General features: G+C 63.7%; 2 protein-coding genes (1 of these 2 running past the window's edge). Both read right to left on the bottom strand.

Features of this window, described 5'->3' with window-relative positions; all coding sequences use genetic code 11:
• A protein-coding gene (locus VY732_RS17575) for a non-ribosomal peptide synthase/polyketide synthase (RefSeq protein WP_331691318.1) crosses the window boundary here: on the bottom strand, window positions 1-5572 show its start. 12257 nt of this gene lie to the left of the window's left edge; the window shows 5572 of its 17829 coding nt (coding positions 1-5572); it begins with the start codon at window positions 5570-5572; its stop codon lies beyond the left edge, outside the window.
• A complete protein-coding gene (locus VY732_RS17580; RefSeq protein ID WP_331691319.1) occupies window positions 5569-18591 on the bottom strand; it encodes an amino acid adenylation domain-containing protein in 13023 nt (4340 codons plus the stop codon). Before VY732_RS17580 ends, VY732_RS17575 begins: the two co-directional genes overlap by 4 nt.
• Between the last annotated feature and the right edge of the window lie 201 nt (window positions 18592-18792).

Here is an 18792-nt window from a genome sequence, read left to right on the forward strand (position 1 = left end):
CGTCGAGCATCGATGGCACGAAGTGCAGCGTGGTAATCCGTTCTTGCTTGATGATTTCGCTGAGATACAGCGGGTCCTTGTGACCACCGGGCTGCGCCATGACCAAACGTGCGCCGGTCATCAGCGGCCAGAAAAACTCCCACACCGACACGTCGAAACTGAACGGCGTCTTCTGCAACACCGTGTCCGCCGCTGTCAGTGGATAGGCGTCCTGCATCCACAGCAAGCGGTTGACCACCGCGGTGTGTTCGTTGATCACGCCTTTTGGCTGGCCGGTCGAACCGGAGGTGTAGATCACGTACGCCATGTGTTGCGGGGTCAACTCGGCGGTGGGCAGAGGGTCGCTCGGCAGCGACTGCCAGTGCGCTTGATCGAGATCGATCAGCGGCACGGCGACGTCACCCAGCAGCCCGCGAGTGGAGCCTTGTACCAGCACCGCCAGCGGCGCGCTGTCGTCCAGCATGTAGCCAAGACGTTCCAGCGGATACGCCGGGTCCAGCGGCACATAACCACCGCCAGCCTTGAGGATCGCCAGCAGACCGACAACCATGTCCAGACCGCGCTCGACACAGATCGCCACCCGCGAATCCGCCTGCACACCCAAGCCACGCAGGTGCCGCGCCAGTTGGTTGGCCTTGGCGTCCAGCTCGGCATAGCTCAAGCGCTGTTCACCAGCGAGCACCGCCGGCGCCTGTGGCGTGCGCGCCACTTGCGCCTCGAACAGACCGTGGAGGGTCTGCTCTAGGTCGTAATCCACTGCCGTGGCATTGAACTCATTCAGCAGCCGCTGTTGTTCGTCCTCTGCCAGTAGCGGTGCGTGTTCCAGCACCGTTTGATCATTGGCGACCATCGCCTGCAACAGACGCTGGAAATAGCCGGCAAAACGCAGCACCGTCGCCTCGTCGAACAGCGCCGTGGCGTACTCCAGCGAACCGCGAATCACACCGTTCGACTCGCTCAGGTTCAGCGACAGATCAAACTTGGCGAAGTGGCTCGGCTCCGCCACGCCTTCCAGGGTCAAATCACCGAGGGCCAGCGCCGGGCTTTGCAGGCCATCCCAGCTCAGCAAAGTCTGGAACACCGGGCTGTGCGCCAGGCTGCGCAATGGTCGGGTGATTTCCACCACTTGCTCGAACGGCAGATCCTGATGCGCCTGCGCCGCCAGCGTCAGCGCCTTGACTCGGGCCAGCAGCGCTTCGACGCTGAGTTCGCCCGAGGTGTCGATGCGCAAGGCCAGGGTGTTGACGAACATGCCGATCAAACCTTCGATCTCGGCGCGGCTGCGGTTGGCCACGGGCGAGCCGATCACCACCTCAGACTGACCGGACAAACGACTGAGCAGCATGGCCCAGGCGCTCATCAGCGTCATGTACAGCGTCACGCCATGGCGCTGGCCTAGCGCCCTGAGGCCGGCACTCAACCGCTCATCGAGCACCACGTCGACACTGCTGCCGGCATAGCCCTGCTGCGCCGGCCGCACGCGATCGGTCGGCAACAGCAACAGCGCCGGTGCCCCCGCGAGGTTCTGCTGCCAGAACTCACTCTGGCGCTGCAACAACTCACCGCTGAGCCAACGCCGCTGCCACACCGCGTAATCGGTGTATTGCAGCGTCAGCGGCGGCAGTGGATCCGGTTGCCCCTGGCTGAACGCCTGATACAGCGCCATCAGTTCGCGGGTCAAAACGCCCATCGACCAACCATCAGAAATGATGTGGTGCATCGTCAGCAACAGCACGTGATGATCGTTGGCCAGACGCACCAGCCGTCCGCGAATCAGCGCATCGTCCTGCAAATCGAACGGCCCTGAAGCTTCGCCCTGAATCAGCGCCTGCAACGCTTGCTCGGGTTGCGGGTGTTGGCGCAAGTCTTCGACGCGCAGCAACAGGCCGCTGTCGACCGGCGCGATCAGCACTTGCGCGTCGTCGTTGTACTGGGCGAAACGGCTGCGCAGGGTTTCATGGCGGGCAACGATCCGCGCCAGTGCACGCTGGAGCGCAGCGTCGTCGAGGCGGCCACGCAAACGCAGGGCCACAGGAATGTTGTACGCGGTGTTGGCACCTTCCATTTGCGCCAGAAACCACAGGCGTTGCTGGGCGAACGACAGCGGCAAGGCGCCGTCACGCGGCACCGGCACAATCTCGGGTTGCGTGCAGCGCCCCGCCTCGCTCAGTACCGCAGCGACCGCCGCCAGTTCGGCGTTGGCAAACAGCTCAGCCAGTGCCAGTTCGACGCCGAGTCGTTGGCGCACTTGCGAGACCATGCGCATCGCCAGCAGCGAATGACCGCCGAGTTCGAAAAAGTGATCCTGACGACCGACCCGCTCGACCTGCAGCACATCGGCCCAGATCTGCGCCAGCGCGGTTTCCACCTCGCCTTCGGGCGCCGCGTATTCGCGGGTGAACAGCGCCGACAGCTCCGGCGCCGGCAAGGCTTTGCGGTCGACCTTGCCATTGGCGGTCAACGGTAACGCGGCGAGTTTGACGAAGGCCACCGGCACCATGTACTCCGGCAAGCGGCTTAACAATTGCGCACGCAACTCGCCGACCGGCAGTGCTTCAACCTGCGCCTGCTCGGTGAAATACGCCACCAGTCGTGGTTGGCCGGGCTGGTCTTCGCGGGCCAGCAGCACAGCTTCCTGAATCCCCGGCAACTGATTGAGGCAGGTTTCGATTTCCCCCAGCTCGATGCGCACGCCACGGATTTTCACCTGATCGTCGTTGCGACCCAGGTATTCGAGGGTGCCGTCCTCGCGCCAGCGCGCAAGGTCACCGGTGCGGTACATGCGCGCGTTCGGCAAGCGGCTGAACGGGTCATGCAGAAAGCGCTCGGCGGTCATTTCCGCTCGATTGAGGTAACCACGAGCGACACCGGCACCGCCGACGTACAGCTCGCCCGCCACGCCCATCGGCACCGGGCGTTGCTGTTCATCAAGCAGGTACACCGTGGCGTTGCTCACCGGTTGACCGATGTGCAACGCGTCGCCGCTGTCGACCCGGCCTGATGTCGCGACCACCGTGGCCTCGGTCGGGCCATAGTTGTTGATCACGTCGAAATGCTGGTTGCGATTGAACTGGCGCAAGCGGTCGCCGCCGATCAGCAGCGTGCGCAGGGTCGGGTGTTCGAGGTTCTGGCTGAAGGCGTATTCAGCCACCGGCGTCGGCAGAAAGCTCACGTCCAGCGGCTGCGCCCGCCACCACTCAAGCAGCGCGTCGATGTCTTCATTGCCATTGTGGGTCGGCGCCAAGTGCAGCGTCGCACCTGCGCACAGCGCCGGCCAGACTTCCCAGGCCATCGCGTCGAAACCGAAACCGGCGAGGCTCGAGGTGTGGCGACCGGCGCACAGGTCAAATGCCGTGCAGTGCCAATCGACCAGATTATTCAAGGTGTGATGCTCGACCATCACGCCCTTGGGCAGGCCGGTGGAGCCGGAGGTGTAGATCACATACGCGAGATGTGAAGCGGTCAGGCCCGGCACGTGCGGGTCGAACGTGCAGGTCAGTGGCCAGGTGCAGCGGTCAAGGTCGATCACCGGCACGTCCAGCGCCGGCAAGCGCTCACGCAGATCGGTTTGGGTGAGGACGACCACCGGCGCGCTGTCGCCGAGCAGATAGTTCAAGCGCTCGGCCGGGTGCGCCGGATCGACCGGCACGTAACCGGCGCCGGCCTTGAGAATCGCGACCAGCCCGATCAGCGTATCGAGCCCCCGGCGGGCGACGATGGCCACGCGGTCGTCGGGTTTTACCCCGCGTTCGATCAGGTGATGCGCCAGGGCATTGGCGTGGCGGTTCAACTCGGCGTAGGTCAACTGTGCGTCGGCAAACACTGCGGCCAGCGCTTCCGGCCGCTCGGCAACCTGCGCTTCAAAGCGTTGCTGTAGGGTTTGGGCCGGCGGGAAACTCATTTGCGTAGCGTTGAAGCCGACCAGCAGTTGCTCAAGCTCCGCTGCCGGCAGAACCGGCAGTTGATTGATCGGTGTTTGCGGCGCCTGCTCGAGTGCCAGCAGCAGATTTTCCAGTGCGCAGTGCATGTAGGCGCAGATCCGCTGCGGGTCGATTTGCGTGCTTGCCAGCAACGTCAGACTGAACGCGTCGCCGAGGTCATCGACGCTCAGGGTCAGCGGATAGTTGGTGCGTTCCTCGGAGTGCAGGGTGGCAATGCCCTCCCACGCCGCGAGCGTTTCAGCGCTGGCCGTGCTGACGTTGTGGCTGTGGCGGTAATTGAGCAGCGTGCTGAACAGCGGCGTCGGTGCGACCACGTTGCTGCAGCGCTGGGCCAAGGCTAGCGGCGCGTATTCATGGCGCATCAGCGAGGTCAGCCGCGCATGGGTGGCGTTGACGGCGGCACGCACGTCGGCGCTGTCGACATTCACCCGCAACGGCAAGGTGTTGATGAAGATCCCCAGCGCGCGGTCAATGGCTTCGGCGCCCTGCATGCGCCCCATCAGCACCGTGCCGAACACCACCTGCTGCTTGCCGGTCAACGCTGCCAGCACCTGCGCCCAGCCGAGGTGAAACAGGCTCGCGGCACTCACCCCGAGCTGGCGTGCCTGAGCACGCAAGCGCTGGCCCAGCAGCGGCTCGATCGGCTGGCTCAATTCAACAATCTCGCTGCCGTCACCCTGCACGTCTTGTAAGCCGTACGGCAACGTCGGCTCGTCGATGTCGCCGAGCATGTCGCGGAAAAACGCCTCGTGCTCGGCTTCGCTGACACCCAGACGCGCCTGCGCCACGTAATTGCGGAACGGCACCGGTCGCCCCAACAACTCGCGCTGCCCGCTGAGGCAGGCGCGCATTTCATGCCGCACCACATCGAGGGCCGAGTGGTCGAGGGCCATGTGATGGAACAGCAACGTCGCAATCACCTGTTGCCCGGCGTCATCCCAGGCATGGGCCAGGCGCATGAGCGGCGCGCGGCTGACGTCGAGGCGAAAGTGTCGGGCGTCGAAACGCTCGTGCAGGTACGCCAGCACATCGCTGTCAGCGTCAGGCACCACGACTTCATCCACGGGCAGATCGGCGCGGCGCCAGACCACTTGCACCGGTGCGTCCAGGCCTTGCCAGTGCACCGAAGTGCGCAGAATGTCGTGGCGATCGATCACCGCTTGCAACGCTTGCGCGAACGCCTGAAAACGTTCGCGACTGGCGAAGGCGAATTGCGACTGCATGACATACGGATCGCCTTCACCACCACTGACATGGTGGTAAAGAATGCCTTCCTGCAAGGGTGCCAGCGGGTAGATGTCCTGCACATTCGCCGCGCCGCCGGGCACTTGCGCCACGATGTGGTCGATGCTGGCCTGATCCAGCTCGACCAGGGTCAGCATCGACGGGGTGATCTGCTTGGCGTCGGCCGCGATGCCGTTGGCCGGGACTTCGACCTGACCGGCCTTGGTGGCCGAGTATTGCCCGGCCTTGATCAGTTCGATCAGCGCCGGTTTATGTTCGCGCAACAGCGCCAGCAATGCCGGATCGCTCAAGGCCTGCTTGTTGCCGTTCACCCGCAGCTGATCATCGGTGACCGCCAGTTGGATGTCTTTAGCCTTCAATGTGGCCAACAGTTCGATCACGTTCACAGGACGATCTCCATTCTTTCGGTAATTGCGGCGTAGCCGGCCAGGGTCGGATGTTCGAACAGCGACCTGACATCGGCTTCCATGCCTTCCTGACGCAACCGGCCGATCAGACTGACCGCCAGCAGCGAGTGACCACCCAACTCAAAGAAATGGTCGTGACGCCCTACCCGTTCGACGTTGAGCAGTTCGGCCCAGAGCCGAGCGAGAGTGATTTCCACTTCTCCGACCGGGGCTTCGTATTCGCGGGTTTTCAGCGATTGCTGATCCGGCGCCGGCAACGCCTTGCGGTCGAGTTTGCCGTTGGGGCTTAGCGGCAACGCGGCGAGATGCACGAACACCGCGGGCACCATGTAGTCCGGCAAGTGTTCGAGCAAATGACTGCGCAGCACATCGATTTCCAGGCGTTCACCGGTGTAATACGCGACCAGACGTTTGTCGCCCGGCACGTCTTCACGGGCGACCACCACGGCCTCTTGCACACCTTCGATCCGGGCAAGCCGTGCCTGAATTTCGCCCAGTTCAATACGCAGACCGCGAATCTTCACCTGATCATCGTTACGCCCCAGGTATTCGATATTGCCGTCCGCCAGATAGCGCGCGACGTCACCGGTGCGATACATCCGCCCGTTGGCCTGAAACGGATCGTTGAGGAAGCGCTCGGCATTCAGCTCAGGTCGGTTCAGATAACCGCGCGCCACCTGTACGCCTGCGATGTACAACTCGCCGACCACGCCTTGCGGCACCGGTTGCTGCTGCGCATCGAGGATGTACAGGCGGGTGTTGGCGATCGGTTTGCCGATCGGCGTGTTGTCCGGGGTCTGCTCGACAGGCCCGGCGCAATTCCACGCGGTGACATCGACGGCGGCTTCAGTCGGGCCGTAGAGGTTATGCAACTCGCTGCCCGTTAACTGAAGTTTGAAACGTCGCACCAGACTGCCCGGCAACGCCTCACCGCTGCACATCACCTGACGCAGGCTATCGCAGCGTGTGGTGTCGCTGTTGGCGAGGAACACATCGAGCATCGACGGCACAAAGTGCAGCGTGGTGATGTGTTCACGCTCGATCACGCCGCTCAGATACTGCGGGTCCTTGTGCCCGCCGGGCTGCGCCATGACCAGTCGCGCGCCGGTCATCAGCGGCCAGAAGAACTCCCACACCGACACGTCAAAACTGAATGGGGTTTTCTGCAATACCGAATCGGCCGCCGTCAGCTGATAGGCGTCCTGCATCCACAGCAAGCGGTTGACCACACCGGTGTGTTCGTTGACCACGCCTTTCGGTTGGCCGGTGGAACCGGAGGTGTAGATCACGTACGCGCTGTGCTGTGGCGTCAGCGTCGCGACTTGCGGATTGTCGGCAGACAGGGATTGCCAAGTGTTCTGGTCAAGATCGACCACTGCCGCTTTGACATCCCCCAGCAACCCGCTGGTAGCCCCGTGTACCAACACCACGACCGGCGCGCTGTCCTCGAGCATGTAGGCCAGGCGCTCCGGCGGATAAGCCGGATCGAGCGGCACATAAGCGGCGCCGGCCTTGTTGATCGCCAGCAGACCGACGACCATTTCCAGGCTGCGTTCGACACAGATCGCCACCCGCGAATCCACTTGCACACCAAGGCTGATCAAGTGCCGGGCCAAGCGATTGGCGCGCTCGTTCAGCTGCGTGTAGCTCAATGCCTGTTCGCCGGCAACGACGGCCACAGCCTCTGGCGTACGCCGCACCTGCGCCTCGAACAAGCCATGCAGCGTCTGCTGCAAATCGTAATCGACGTTGGTGTCGTTGAGGCCGAACAGCAACGCCTGCCGCTCCTCCTCCGGCAACACCGTCAAGCGGTTCAACGGTTGCTGTGGTGTTTGTTGCAGTGCTGTAACCAGTGCAAGCAGCGCGTTTTGCATGAACTGGCCGAGGCGTGCCGCACCAATGCGCAACGGGGTCATCACTGTCAGTGCAAAACCGCTGCCCAGATCGTCGACGTTGAGGGTCAACGGGTAATTGGTGCGCTCCTCGCCGGCAAGGGATTCGATGCCCTGCCAGGATTCACGCTTGGCCTCTTGTCGGGCTTCACTGTCGCTATGGCGGTAGTTGAGCATCGCGCTGAACAGTGGCGACGGCGCCGCGACACCGCTGCAACGCTGGGCCAGCGCCAGCGACGCATGTTCGTGAGCCAACAGCGCACTGAGCCGCGCATGGGTCGCCTTGACCCCGGCGCGCACATCGGTTTCGTCGACATCCACGCGCAATGGCAAGGTGTTGATGAACATACCCAACCCGCGATCCGCGCCCGCGCCGCCCTGCATACGCCCGAGTAACACGGTGCCGAAGACCACGCGTTCCTGCGCAGACGTTGCCGCCAGCACCTGTGCCCAAGCGAGATGGAACAGGCTGGCGACGCTGACGCCGAGCAACCGCGCCTGACTGCGCAAACGCTGCGCCACCGCAGCAGGCAGCGGCTGGCAGACTTCCTCGATGTCATTGCCGTCGCCGTGCACGTCCTGCAAGCCGAACGGCAGGGTCGGTTCGTCGATATCGCCGAGCATTTCGCGGAAGAACACTTCGTGCTCTTGTTCGCTGACGCCAAGGCGGGTCTGCGCGACATAATTGCGGTACGGCACTGCGGGCACAGGCAATCGTTCATCGCCGCGCAAAATCGCCTGCATTTCTTCGCTGACCACCGCCAGCGCGGTGTGGTCCATGGCAATGTGATGGAACAACAGCATGGCGACGACACGCTGATTGTCCGGATCGAGGGCATACACCAGACGCAGCAGCGGTGCCTGATCCAGGTCCAGACGCCAGTGCCGCGCATCGAAGCGCGCCCGCAACTGATCGATGGCTTCGCCCTGCGCAGGCTCCAGCGCCACGGCTTGGACCGGTAGCTCCGCCTGGCGCCAGACCACTTGCACCGGCGCCGCCAGGCCTTGCCAGACTATCGCAGTACGCAGGATGTCGTGGCGCGCCATGACTTGACGCAGCGCCGCAGCGAACCCTTGAAAACGTTCGATACTGTCGAATGCCAGACACGATTGCAGCAGGTACGGATCGCCTTTCACGGCGCTGAGGTGGTGATACAGAATCCCCTCCTGCAACGGCGCCAGCGGATAAATATCCTGCACGTTGGCCGCCCCGCCCGGCACCGTAGCAACGATGCGCTCGAGGCTGGCCTGATCCAGTTGCACCAGCGTCAGCATGTCCGCGGTGATGTGCGTGCAATCGGCGGGAATCAGATTGTCCGGTACTGCAACCTCGCGGCCACTGCCCACCGCTGCCGCCAGCGCGGCCAGAGTCGGCTGGCTGAACAGCACGCGCACGTCGGTGCTCAGATCGACCTGACGCATGCGTTCGATCAGCGTCACCGCCAGCAATGAATGCCCGCCCAGTTCAAAGAAGTTGTCGTGGCGGCCGACCTGTTCAACGTTCAAGACGTCCGACCAGATCTGCGCCAGGGCGATTTCCACCGAACCTTGCGGCGCGGCATATTCGCGGCTCAGCCACGCCGTTTGATCCGGCTCCGGCAACGCCTTGCGGTCGAGTTTGCCGTTGGCGGTCAGCGGCAGTGCTTGCAGGCGCACGTAAGCGGCGGGCACCAGGGCTTGCGGCAACTGCGCTTGCAGATGACTGCGCAAATCCTCGATCTCGACGTTCCGGCGTTCGGTAAACCACGCCAGCAACTGGCCGTCGCGCACCAGTACCACGCAATCCTGTACGGCCGCGTGAGCGCTCAATGCCGCTTCGATTTCGCCCAGTTCGATGCGCACGCCGCGCAGTTTGACCTGATCATCGTTGCGCCCCAGGTATTCGACGCTGCCGTCAGCCAGCCAGCGCGCGAGGTCGCCGGTGCGGTACATGCGCGCCTGCGGTTCGTCGCTGAACGGGTCGTCGAGGAAGCGTTCGGCAGTCAGCTCGGGGCGCTGCAGATACCCGCGCGCCACACCGGCGCCGCCGACATACAACTCGCCAGCGACGCCGATTGGTACCGGGCGCTGCTGGTCGTCGAGCAGGTAAATCTTCGCGTTGGCCATCGGCCGGCCGATATGCAGCACCTGCCCGGCCTCGACCGCGCCAGAAGTGGCAACCACCGTGGCTTCGGTCGGGCCGTAGTTATTGATCACCGCGAAGGTCTGCTCGCGGGGGAACTGGCGCAGCTTGTCGCCACCGATCAACAGCGTGCGCAAGGTCGGGTGGCCGAGGTCGCGACTGAACGCGTATTCGGCCACCGGCGTCGGCAGGAAACTCACCTGCAACGGCTGCGCACGCCACCATTCCAGCAACTCATCGAGGTGCTCGTTGCTCACCGTTTGCGGCGGCAGGTGCAGGGTCGCGCCCACGCACAGCGCCGGCCAGACCTCCCACGCCATGGCGTCGAAACCGAAGCCGGCGACGCTCGATGTGTGGCTGCCGGCGCGCAGGTCGAAGGCCTCGCAATGCCAGTGCACGAGGTTTTCCAGCGTCGCGTGTTCGACCATCACGCCTTTTGGCTGGCCGGTAGAGCCGGAGGTGTAGATCACGTAGGCCAGATGCGCCGGGGTCAGCGTCAGCAAATGCGGATTGCTCTCGGACAACTGCTGCCAGGTGGGATTGTCCAGATCAATTAGCGGCACGTTTCCGAGCAAGTCAGCCGTCGCAGCTTGCGCCAGCACCGCCATCGGCGCGCTGTCCTGCAACAGATAGGCGATGCGTTCCGTCGGGTACGCCGGATCGACCGGTACATAACCGGCCCCAGCCTTGAGGATCGCCAGCAACGCGACGAGCATGTCCGGGCTGCGGCGCAGGCACACGGCGACGCGGTCATCGGGCTGCACGCCGAGCCCGAGCAAGTGATGGGCCAGGCGATTGGCACGCTGATTGAGCTGCGCGTAGGTCAGTTGCTGCGCGCCCTGCACCACCGCCAGTGCCTCCGGCTGCTGTTCGGCCTGAGCCTCGACCAACCGCTGAATCGTCGCGCCACGCGGATAGGCTGCTGAGTGCTGGTTGAAGCCGACCAGCAAGTGTTCGTATTCCGCCACCGAGAGTACCGGCAAACGGTTGAGCGGACGTTGCGGCGTTTCTTCCAGTGCGGTCACCAGATGTTCGAGTGCGGTGTGCATGTAACTGCAGATCCGTTGCGCACCGATCTCAGCGACCGCCAGCACGTCGAGGGCAAACCCCTCGCCCAGATCATCCACCGACAAGGTCAGCGGATAATTGCTGCGCTCCTCGCCGCCAAGCATGCGCACGCCCTGCCATATGCCCTGGCCGTCGCGCGGCTGCTGCTCGGCAGCACTGTGTCGATAGTTGAGCAACGCGCTGAACAGCGGCGCCGAACCGGTCATGCCAGTGCATCGTTGAGCCAGCGCCAACGAGGCGTGTTCATGACCCAAAAGCGCTGTCAGCCGCGCATGAGTCGTTTTCACCCCGACGCGCACGCCTTCAGCGAGATCAACGCGCAGTGGCAGGGTATTGATGAATACCCCCAGCGTGCGGTCGGCGCCCTCGCCACCCTGCATCCGCCCCATCAACACCGTGCCGAAGACCACGTCGCGGCGGCCGGAGACTACGCCCAGCACCTGCGCCCAGGCCATGTGCATCAGGCTCGCCGGGCTGACGCCCAACTGTCGCGCCTGTTCACGCAGGCGCAGATTGAGCGCGGCATCGACCGGTTGCAGCGCTTCTTCGATGCCACGCCCGTCGCCCTGCACATCCTGCAGACCGAAGGGCAAGGTCGGCTCATCGATATCGCCGAGCATCTCGCGGAAGAACGCTTCGTGTTCCTGCGCATCGGCGCCCAAGCGTGCCTGCGCCACGTAGTTGCGGTACGGCATCGGCGGCGTCAGCGTGTCGAGCTGGTCGAACATCAACGCATGCATTTCCCGGCCGATCACGTCCATGGCGGTGTGGTCGAGAATCGAGTGATGGAACAGCACGATGGCGACGACTTGCTGTTGCGCCGGATCCTCGGCGTAGACCATGCGGATCAGCGGAGCCTGATTCAGGTCGAGGCGGAAATGCCGGGCATCGAAACGCGCGTGCAACTGTTCGAGGATGTCGCCGTCCTGCGCATCAAGCGGCACTGGCTGCACGACCATCTGCGCCGCGCGCCAGACCACTTGCTGCGGGCTCGGCAAACCTTCCCAGACCACGCTGGTGCGCAGAATGTCGTGACGGGCGATGACCTGCTGCAAATGCGTGGCGAAGGTTTGTAAACGCTCGAGGCTGTCGAAGGCCAGACGTGATTGCAGCAGGTACGGATCACCCTGCTCGGCGCTCAGATGGTGATAAAGAATGCCTTCCTGCAACGGTGCCAGCGGGTAGATATCCTGCACATTGGCAGCACCGCCCGGCACCGTCGCAACAATACGATCAATGCTGGCTTGATCCAGCGTTGTCAGAGTCAGCATGTCGGGCGTGATGCAGGTGCAATCGGCCGCAATCAGATTGGCCGGCACCTCGATTTCCCGGCCACTGCCCAAGGCCCGCGCCAGCGCGGCCAGACTCGGCTGGTTGAACAGCACCCGTACATCGGCGTTCAGACCAGCCTGACGCATGCGTTCGATCAGGCTCACCGCCAACAGCGAATGACCGCCGAGTTCGAAGAAATTGTCGTGACGGCCGATCTGTTCGATGTTCAGCACGTCGGCCCAGATCTGCGCCAACGCGATCTCGACCGGGCCTTGCGGCGCTGCATATTCACGGCTGAGCCACGCGTCCTGATCCGGTTCGGGCAAGGCCTTGCGGTCGAGTTTGCCGTGAGCCGTGAGCGGCAGGCTGTCCAGTCGCACATAGGCGGCCGGCACCAAAGTGTCCGGCAGTCGCGCTTGCAAATGCTGATGCAAGTCGCCGATCTCGACAGATTCGATGGCGGTGAACCAAGCCACCAGACGCCCGTCACGGACCAGCACCACGCATTCCTGGACCGAATCGTGAGCGTTCAGCGCCGCTTCGATTTCGCCCAACTCAATACGCACACCGCGCAATTTCACCTGATCATCGTTACGCCCCAGGTATTCGATGTTGCCATCGTCCAGCCAGCGCGCGAGGTCACCGGTGCGGTACATGCGCGCCTGCGGTTCATCGCTGAACGGGTCATCGAGAAATTGTGCGGCGGTCAGTTCCGGGCGATTCAGGTAACCGCGTGCAACCCCGGCGCCACCGACATACAACTCGCCCTGCACACCGGTTGGCACCGGTTGTTGCAGACGGTCCAGCAGATAAATCCGCGCATTGGCAATCGGCCGGCCAATGTGCAAAACCCGCCCGGGTTCGATGCGCCCGGACGTCGCCACCACCGTGGCTTCGGTCGGGCCGTAGTTATTGATTACATCGAACGTCTGATCACGCGGGAACTGGCGCAACTTGTCGCCACCGATCAGCAGCGTGCGCAAGGTCGGATGGCCCAGTTCACGGCTGAATGCGTATTCGGCGACCGGGGTCGGCAGAAAGCTCACCTGCAACGGCTGCGCGCGCCACCACTCAAGCAGTTCGTCGAGGTGTTCATTTTTGATCGAGGTCGGTGGCAGATGCACGGTGGCGCCGACGCACAGCGCTGGCCAGACTTCCCAGGCCATGGCATCGAAACCGCAACCGGCGACACTGGCGGTGTGGCTGCCGGCATGCAGATCGAAGGCTTCAGCGTGCCAGTGCACGAGGTTTTCCAGGGTGCGGTGCTCGACCATCACGCCTTTTGGTTGCCCGGTAGAGCCCGAGGTGTAGATCACGTAGGCCAGATTCGCCGGGGTCAACTTCGGCAGTTGCGGATTGTGCTCAGGCAAGTGCCGCCAATCGTTGGTGCCCAGATCGATCACGGGGACAGCGCCAAGCAGGTCGCGCGTCGAGGCCTGCGCCAGCACCGCGATCGGGTCGCTGTCCTGCAACAGGTAGGCGATGCGTTCTGCCGGGTAATCAGGATCAATCGGCACATAACCGGCGCCGGCCTTGAGAATCGCCAGCATTCCAACAAGCATGTTCGGGCCGCGACGCAGGCACAGCGCGACGCGGTCATCGGTTTGCACGCCGAGGCCAATCAAGTGATGAGCGAGACGATTGGCGCGCTGATTCAGTTCGCGGTAGCTGAACTGTTGCTCACCCTGCACCACCGCCAATGCTTCGGGATGCGCCAAGACTTGCGCTTCAAAGAGCCGCGGCACTGTCTGCGCGGACGGGTATTCACGACCGCTGATGTTGAAGCCGACCAGCACCCGTTGCCGCTCGCCCGGCGACACGATCGTCAGTTGCTGCAACGGCGCCTGCGGTGTGTACTCCAGCGCCGTGACCAGACTGTGCAACGCAGTTTGCAAGAAGTCGCAGACCCGCGCGCCATCCACCTGCGGCACGGCTTGCACGCTCAAGCGGAAACCTTCGCCGAGGTCGTCGACGCTGACGACCAGCGGATAATTGCTGCGCTCGCGCGAGCTGAGAATCTGCACGCCGTCCCACGTCACAGCGGCCGACTCCGGCGCACTGTGGCGGAAGTTGAGCAAGGTGCTGAACAGCGCCTGCGACCCGGCGACACCGCTGCAACGCTGGGCCAGTGCCAGCGAGGCTTGCTCATGGCCGAGCAACTGCGCCAGGCGTGCATGGGTGGCACGCACGCCGCTCTCTACCGAATCCGTACCGACGCTGACGCGCAACGGCAAGGTGTTGATGAACATGCCCAAGGCCCGATCTGCGCCCTCTCCGCCCTGCATGCGGCCGAGCAGCACAGTGCCGAACACCACGTTCTCTTGGCCGGAAACTTGTGACAGCACCTGAGCCCAGGCCTGGTGCACCAGACTGGCCACGCTGACACCCAGCCGCCGCGCCTGCTCGCGTAGACGTTGGCCGAGGTTGACGTCCAGCTCCGCATGACTGTCGAGGATATCGCTGCCGTCACCGTGCACGTCCTGCAAACCGAAGGCCACGGTCGGCTCGTCAATGTCGGCGAGCATCTCGCGGAAGAACGCCTCATGGGCCTGATCATCGGCGCCGAGCCGCGCCTGCGCGACGAAATTACGGTACTGCACCGGCGGCGGCAGATCGCTGCTGACGCCGCGCATGACGTCGTTCATTTCCGCCACCAGCACGTCCAGCGCGGTGTGATCGAGGACGATATGGTGCAGCAGGAGAATGCCGATCCAGCGGTTGCGCGGCTGATCTTCGGTGTAGACAAAGCGCATCAGCGGCGCGCGATTGAGGTCCAGACGATAATGGCGTGGATCGAAACGCGCCTGCATCTGCTCGAGTACGTCGCCGTCGAGTTCGTCGGCATCGACGCGTTCCAGCGCCAGTGTTGCCTCACGGCAAACCACTTGCACCGCCTCTTCAAGACCCTCCCAGAAGATGCCAGTGCGCAGAATGTCATGGCGCGCGATCACGCCGTTCAAGGCGCGGACGAAGGTTTTGATCTGCGCCAGACCGTCGAAGGCAAATTGCGCCTGCAACACATACGGATCGCCAGCGCTGGTGGCCAGGTGGTGATAGAGAATCCCTGCCTGCAACGGCGCCAGCGCATAGATGTCCTGCACATTGGCGATGCCGCCCGGCACAGTTGCAACGACGCGGTCGATCGCGGCTTGATCGAGATTGGCCAGCGGCAGCATGGCCGGGGTAATGCGCGTGCAACCTGACTCGATCAGATTGCCTGGAACGACAATTACACGCTCGTTGCTCAAGGTCGCCGCCAGCGCGGCCACGCTCGGCTGACCGAACAGTACGCGCACGTCGCAATGCAGATCCTGTTGGCGCATGCGTTCGATCAGCTTCACTGCCAGCAGCGAATGACCACCGAGTTCGAAGAAATTGTCATGGCGGCCGACCTGCTCGACACCGAGCAATGTCTGCCAGAGCCCGGCGATCAGATTCTCTACTGCTCCGACCGGCGCTTCGAAACCACGCCGGGCGAAGGCCTCGCTGTCCGGTTGCGGCAAGGCTTTGCGGTCAAGCTTGCCGTTGGTGGTCAGCGGGAAGGCTTCCAGGCGAACGAACGCGCTCGGCACCATGTAGTCGGCCAACGTGGCCAGCAAATGATCACGCAACTGCGCCACGTCAGGCGCGGCACCGGCGTCGGCGTCGGCCAGCCAGTAGGCAACCAGCCGCTGGTCACCGGGGCTGTCCTCACGGGCGATCACCACGGCTTCGCGCACACCTTCGCAAGTAGACAGGCGCGCCTCGATCTCGCCCAGTTCGATGCGGAAACCGCGAATTTTCACCTGATCGTCGTTGCGCCCCAGGTAATCGAGGCTGCCGTCGGCGGCCCAGCGCGCGAGGTCACCGGTTTTATACAAACGCGCATCGGCGTTGTCGCTGAACGGATCATTGATAAAACGCTCGGCCGTCAGCGCTTCGCGATTCAGATAACCGCGCGCCACCCCGGCGCCACCGACATATAGCTCACCGATCACGCCTACGGGGACCGGTTCGCGCTGCGCATCGAGGACATACAGTTGCAGGTCGGGAATGCGCACGCCAATCGGGCTGACGCCGAGCAACTGCGCGTCGGCGGCCTGCAACGGCCGATAGGTCACGTGCACCGTGGTTTCGGTGATGCCATACATGTTCACCAGCCGCGTGCCGGCATTGCCGACCCGCGCATACCACGGTTTGAGCAGGCCCGGTTCCAGCGCTTCGCCGCCGAAAACCACTTCCCGCAAGGAATGCTGCAAGGTGCTGCGGCCCTGGGCGGCGATCAGTTGGCGGAACGCGCTCGGCGTCTGGTTGAGCACGGTCACACCGGTTTCGCAGAGCAGTGCATAGCAGTCGTCCGGCGAGCGGCTGACGGCTTGCGGGACCAGCAGCAATTGCCCACCGAACGCCAGCGCGGCCCAGATTTCCCAGACCGAGAAGTCGAACGCGAAGGAATGGAACAGCACTCCGATATCTTGCTGGTTGAACTGGAACCAGTCCTGGGTGGCAGAAAACAGCCGCGCCACGTTGCGGTGCTCGACCATCACGCCTTTGGGCAAACCGGTGGAGCCCGAGGTGTAGATCACGTACGCCAGATGCGCCGGGGTCAGCTCGGGGATCTGCGGATTGCTGTCGAGTTCGGCCGTGAGGTGAGCGCTGTCGAGGTCGATCTGCGGCACCTCGAGAGCGGCCACGCGATCGTGGGTCGCCGCCTGCATCAGCAGCGCTGCCGGGGCGCTGTCCTGCAAGGTGAAGCTGATACGGTCCAGCGGATAGGCCGGATCGATCGGCACATAACCGGCACCAGCCTTGAGCACGCCAAGCAGACCGATGATCATTTGCGGGCTGCGCTCGACGCAGATGGCCACGCGGTCATCGGGACGAATGTTCAGCGCCAACAGATGATGGGCGAGCTGATTGGCGCGACGGTTGAGCTCGCCGTAGCTGAGCGTCTGTCCTTCGAAGATCAGCGCTGTGGCGTCCGGTCGGGCCTGTGCATGGGCTTCGAATTGCTGGTGGATCAGCGGGGTGTCGGGGAACTGCGTCAGCGGCAAATTACTGCCGTGCAGCAGGTGTTCGCGTTCGCTGACCGGGAGGATTTGCAGCGCTTGCAGCGCCACATCGGCGCTGGATTGCAGGGCTGCCGCCAGACTTTCCAGCGCCGTGTTCAGATAAGCTGCCATGCGCTCGGCACCCAATGCCGGATCCGCCAGCGCGGTGACGCGCAAGTCTGCGCCGAGGTCATCGATGTTGATCGTCAGCGGGTAGTTGGTGCGCTCGCGCGCGCCGAGCACCTGCACACCGGGGGCAATGTCGACCACGTCAGCGACTTCTTCGACGCTGCTGTGCCGGTAGTTGAGGATCGCGCTGAACAACGGCGTCGGTACCGCGACGGCGCTGCAGCGTTGCGCCAACGCCAGCGAAGCTTGCTCATGCGCCAGCAACGCCGTCAGACGCTGATGGGTCGTGCGCACGCCGGCACGCACGCTTTGCGCGCCGACATCAACGCGCAGCGGCAAGGTGTTGATGAACATGCCCAACGCCTGCTCGCCACCCTCGCCCGCGTCCATCCGCCCCAGCAGCACGGTGCCAAACACCACCGCCGTGCGCCCGGACAATTGCCCCAACACCCGCGCCAGCGCCAGATGCGTCAGGCTCGCAACGCTCACGCCGTGCTGCCGCGCCTGCTCGCGCAACTGCCGGCTCAAGCCGCTGTCGAGCATCAGCGAGGCTTCCTCGATGGCGTGGCCGTCACCCTGCACATCCTGCAAACCACACGGCAGCGTCGGCTCGTCGATATCGGCAAGCATCTCGCGGAAAAACGCTTCCTGCGCCTGCTCATTGCCGGCACCGCGTGCCTTGGCCAAGTGATCGCGATACGGCACCGCCGCCGGTACTTGCGCAGTCTGCCCGAGCAGACAGGCCTGGATTTCCCGACGCAGCACATCCAGCGCCACGTGATCCATGATCATGTGATGAAACAGCAACAGCGCGACCACGCGGCCCTGGGCAGGGTCCTGCGCATAGACCATGCGCAGCAGCGGCGCTTGTTGCATGTCGAGGCGGAAGTGCTGCGGGTCATGGCGTTCGAGCAACTGCGTGAGCACGTCGGCGCCACTGTCGACGCTGATTTCCTCACACATCAGCGGCGCCTCGCGCCAGACCACTTGCACCGCTTCGTCGAGGTATTCCCAGACAAACGAGGTGCGCAGGATGTCGTGACGCTTGACCACCCAACGCAGCGCCTCAGCAAAGGCGTCCAGCCGTTCCTGACTGTCGAATACGAAGCGCGCCTGCGAGATGTAAGGGTCACCGGCAGCGGCCGAGAGGTGGTGATAGAGCATGCCCTCCTGCAATGCGGACAACGGATAGATGTCCTGCACGTTGGCGGCGCCACCCGGCACCGTGGCAACGATGCGGTCAAGGGCATCCTGCTGCAGATTCACCAGTGGCAGCATGTCCGGGGTGATGCGAAACGCAGGGCTCAGCCAGTCGCCGCCGTGTTCGGCGACCAGCTCCAGCAGTTGCGCCTTGTGCGCCGCGAGGCTGTCCCACAACGCGTCATCCAGCGCGTCGTCGCTGCCCAGAATGACCAGGTCTTCATCTTCCTGTTGAAGGCGGATCGCATGGGTGGAAATGGCAGCCATCAGTTCGCTGAAATGCATGAGGTAACCTGCTGTAAATACGGAAAAAAGGAGCGCGCAGCAGCGAGTCCGTGCACGCGGCGCGCAGCCTGGAAAAACTAAAACATCGGGGCGTGGGTGTCTGACATGGGAAGCGGGGACAAGCCATACCGGACAGGGGCCACACAACCTCCCCTGTAGGAGTGAGCCTGCTCGCGATGGTGTCAGGTCAGGCAATATGTT

The organism is Pseudomonas sp. ZY71, assembly GCF_036542145.1.
Taxonomy (GTDB): domain Bacteria; phylum Pseudomonadota; class Gammaproteobacteria; order Pseudomonadales; family Pseudomonadaceae; genus Aquipseudomonas; species Aquipseudomonas koreensis_A.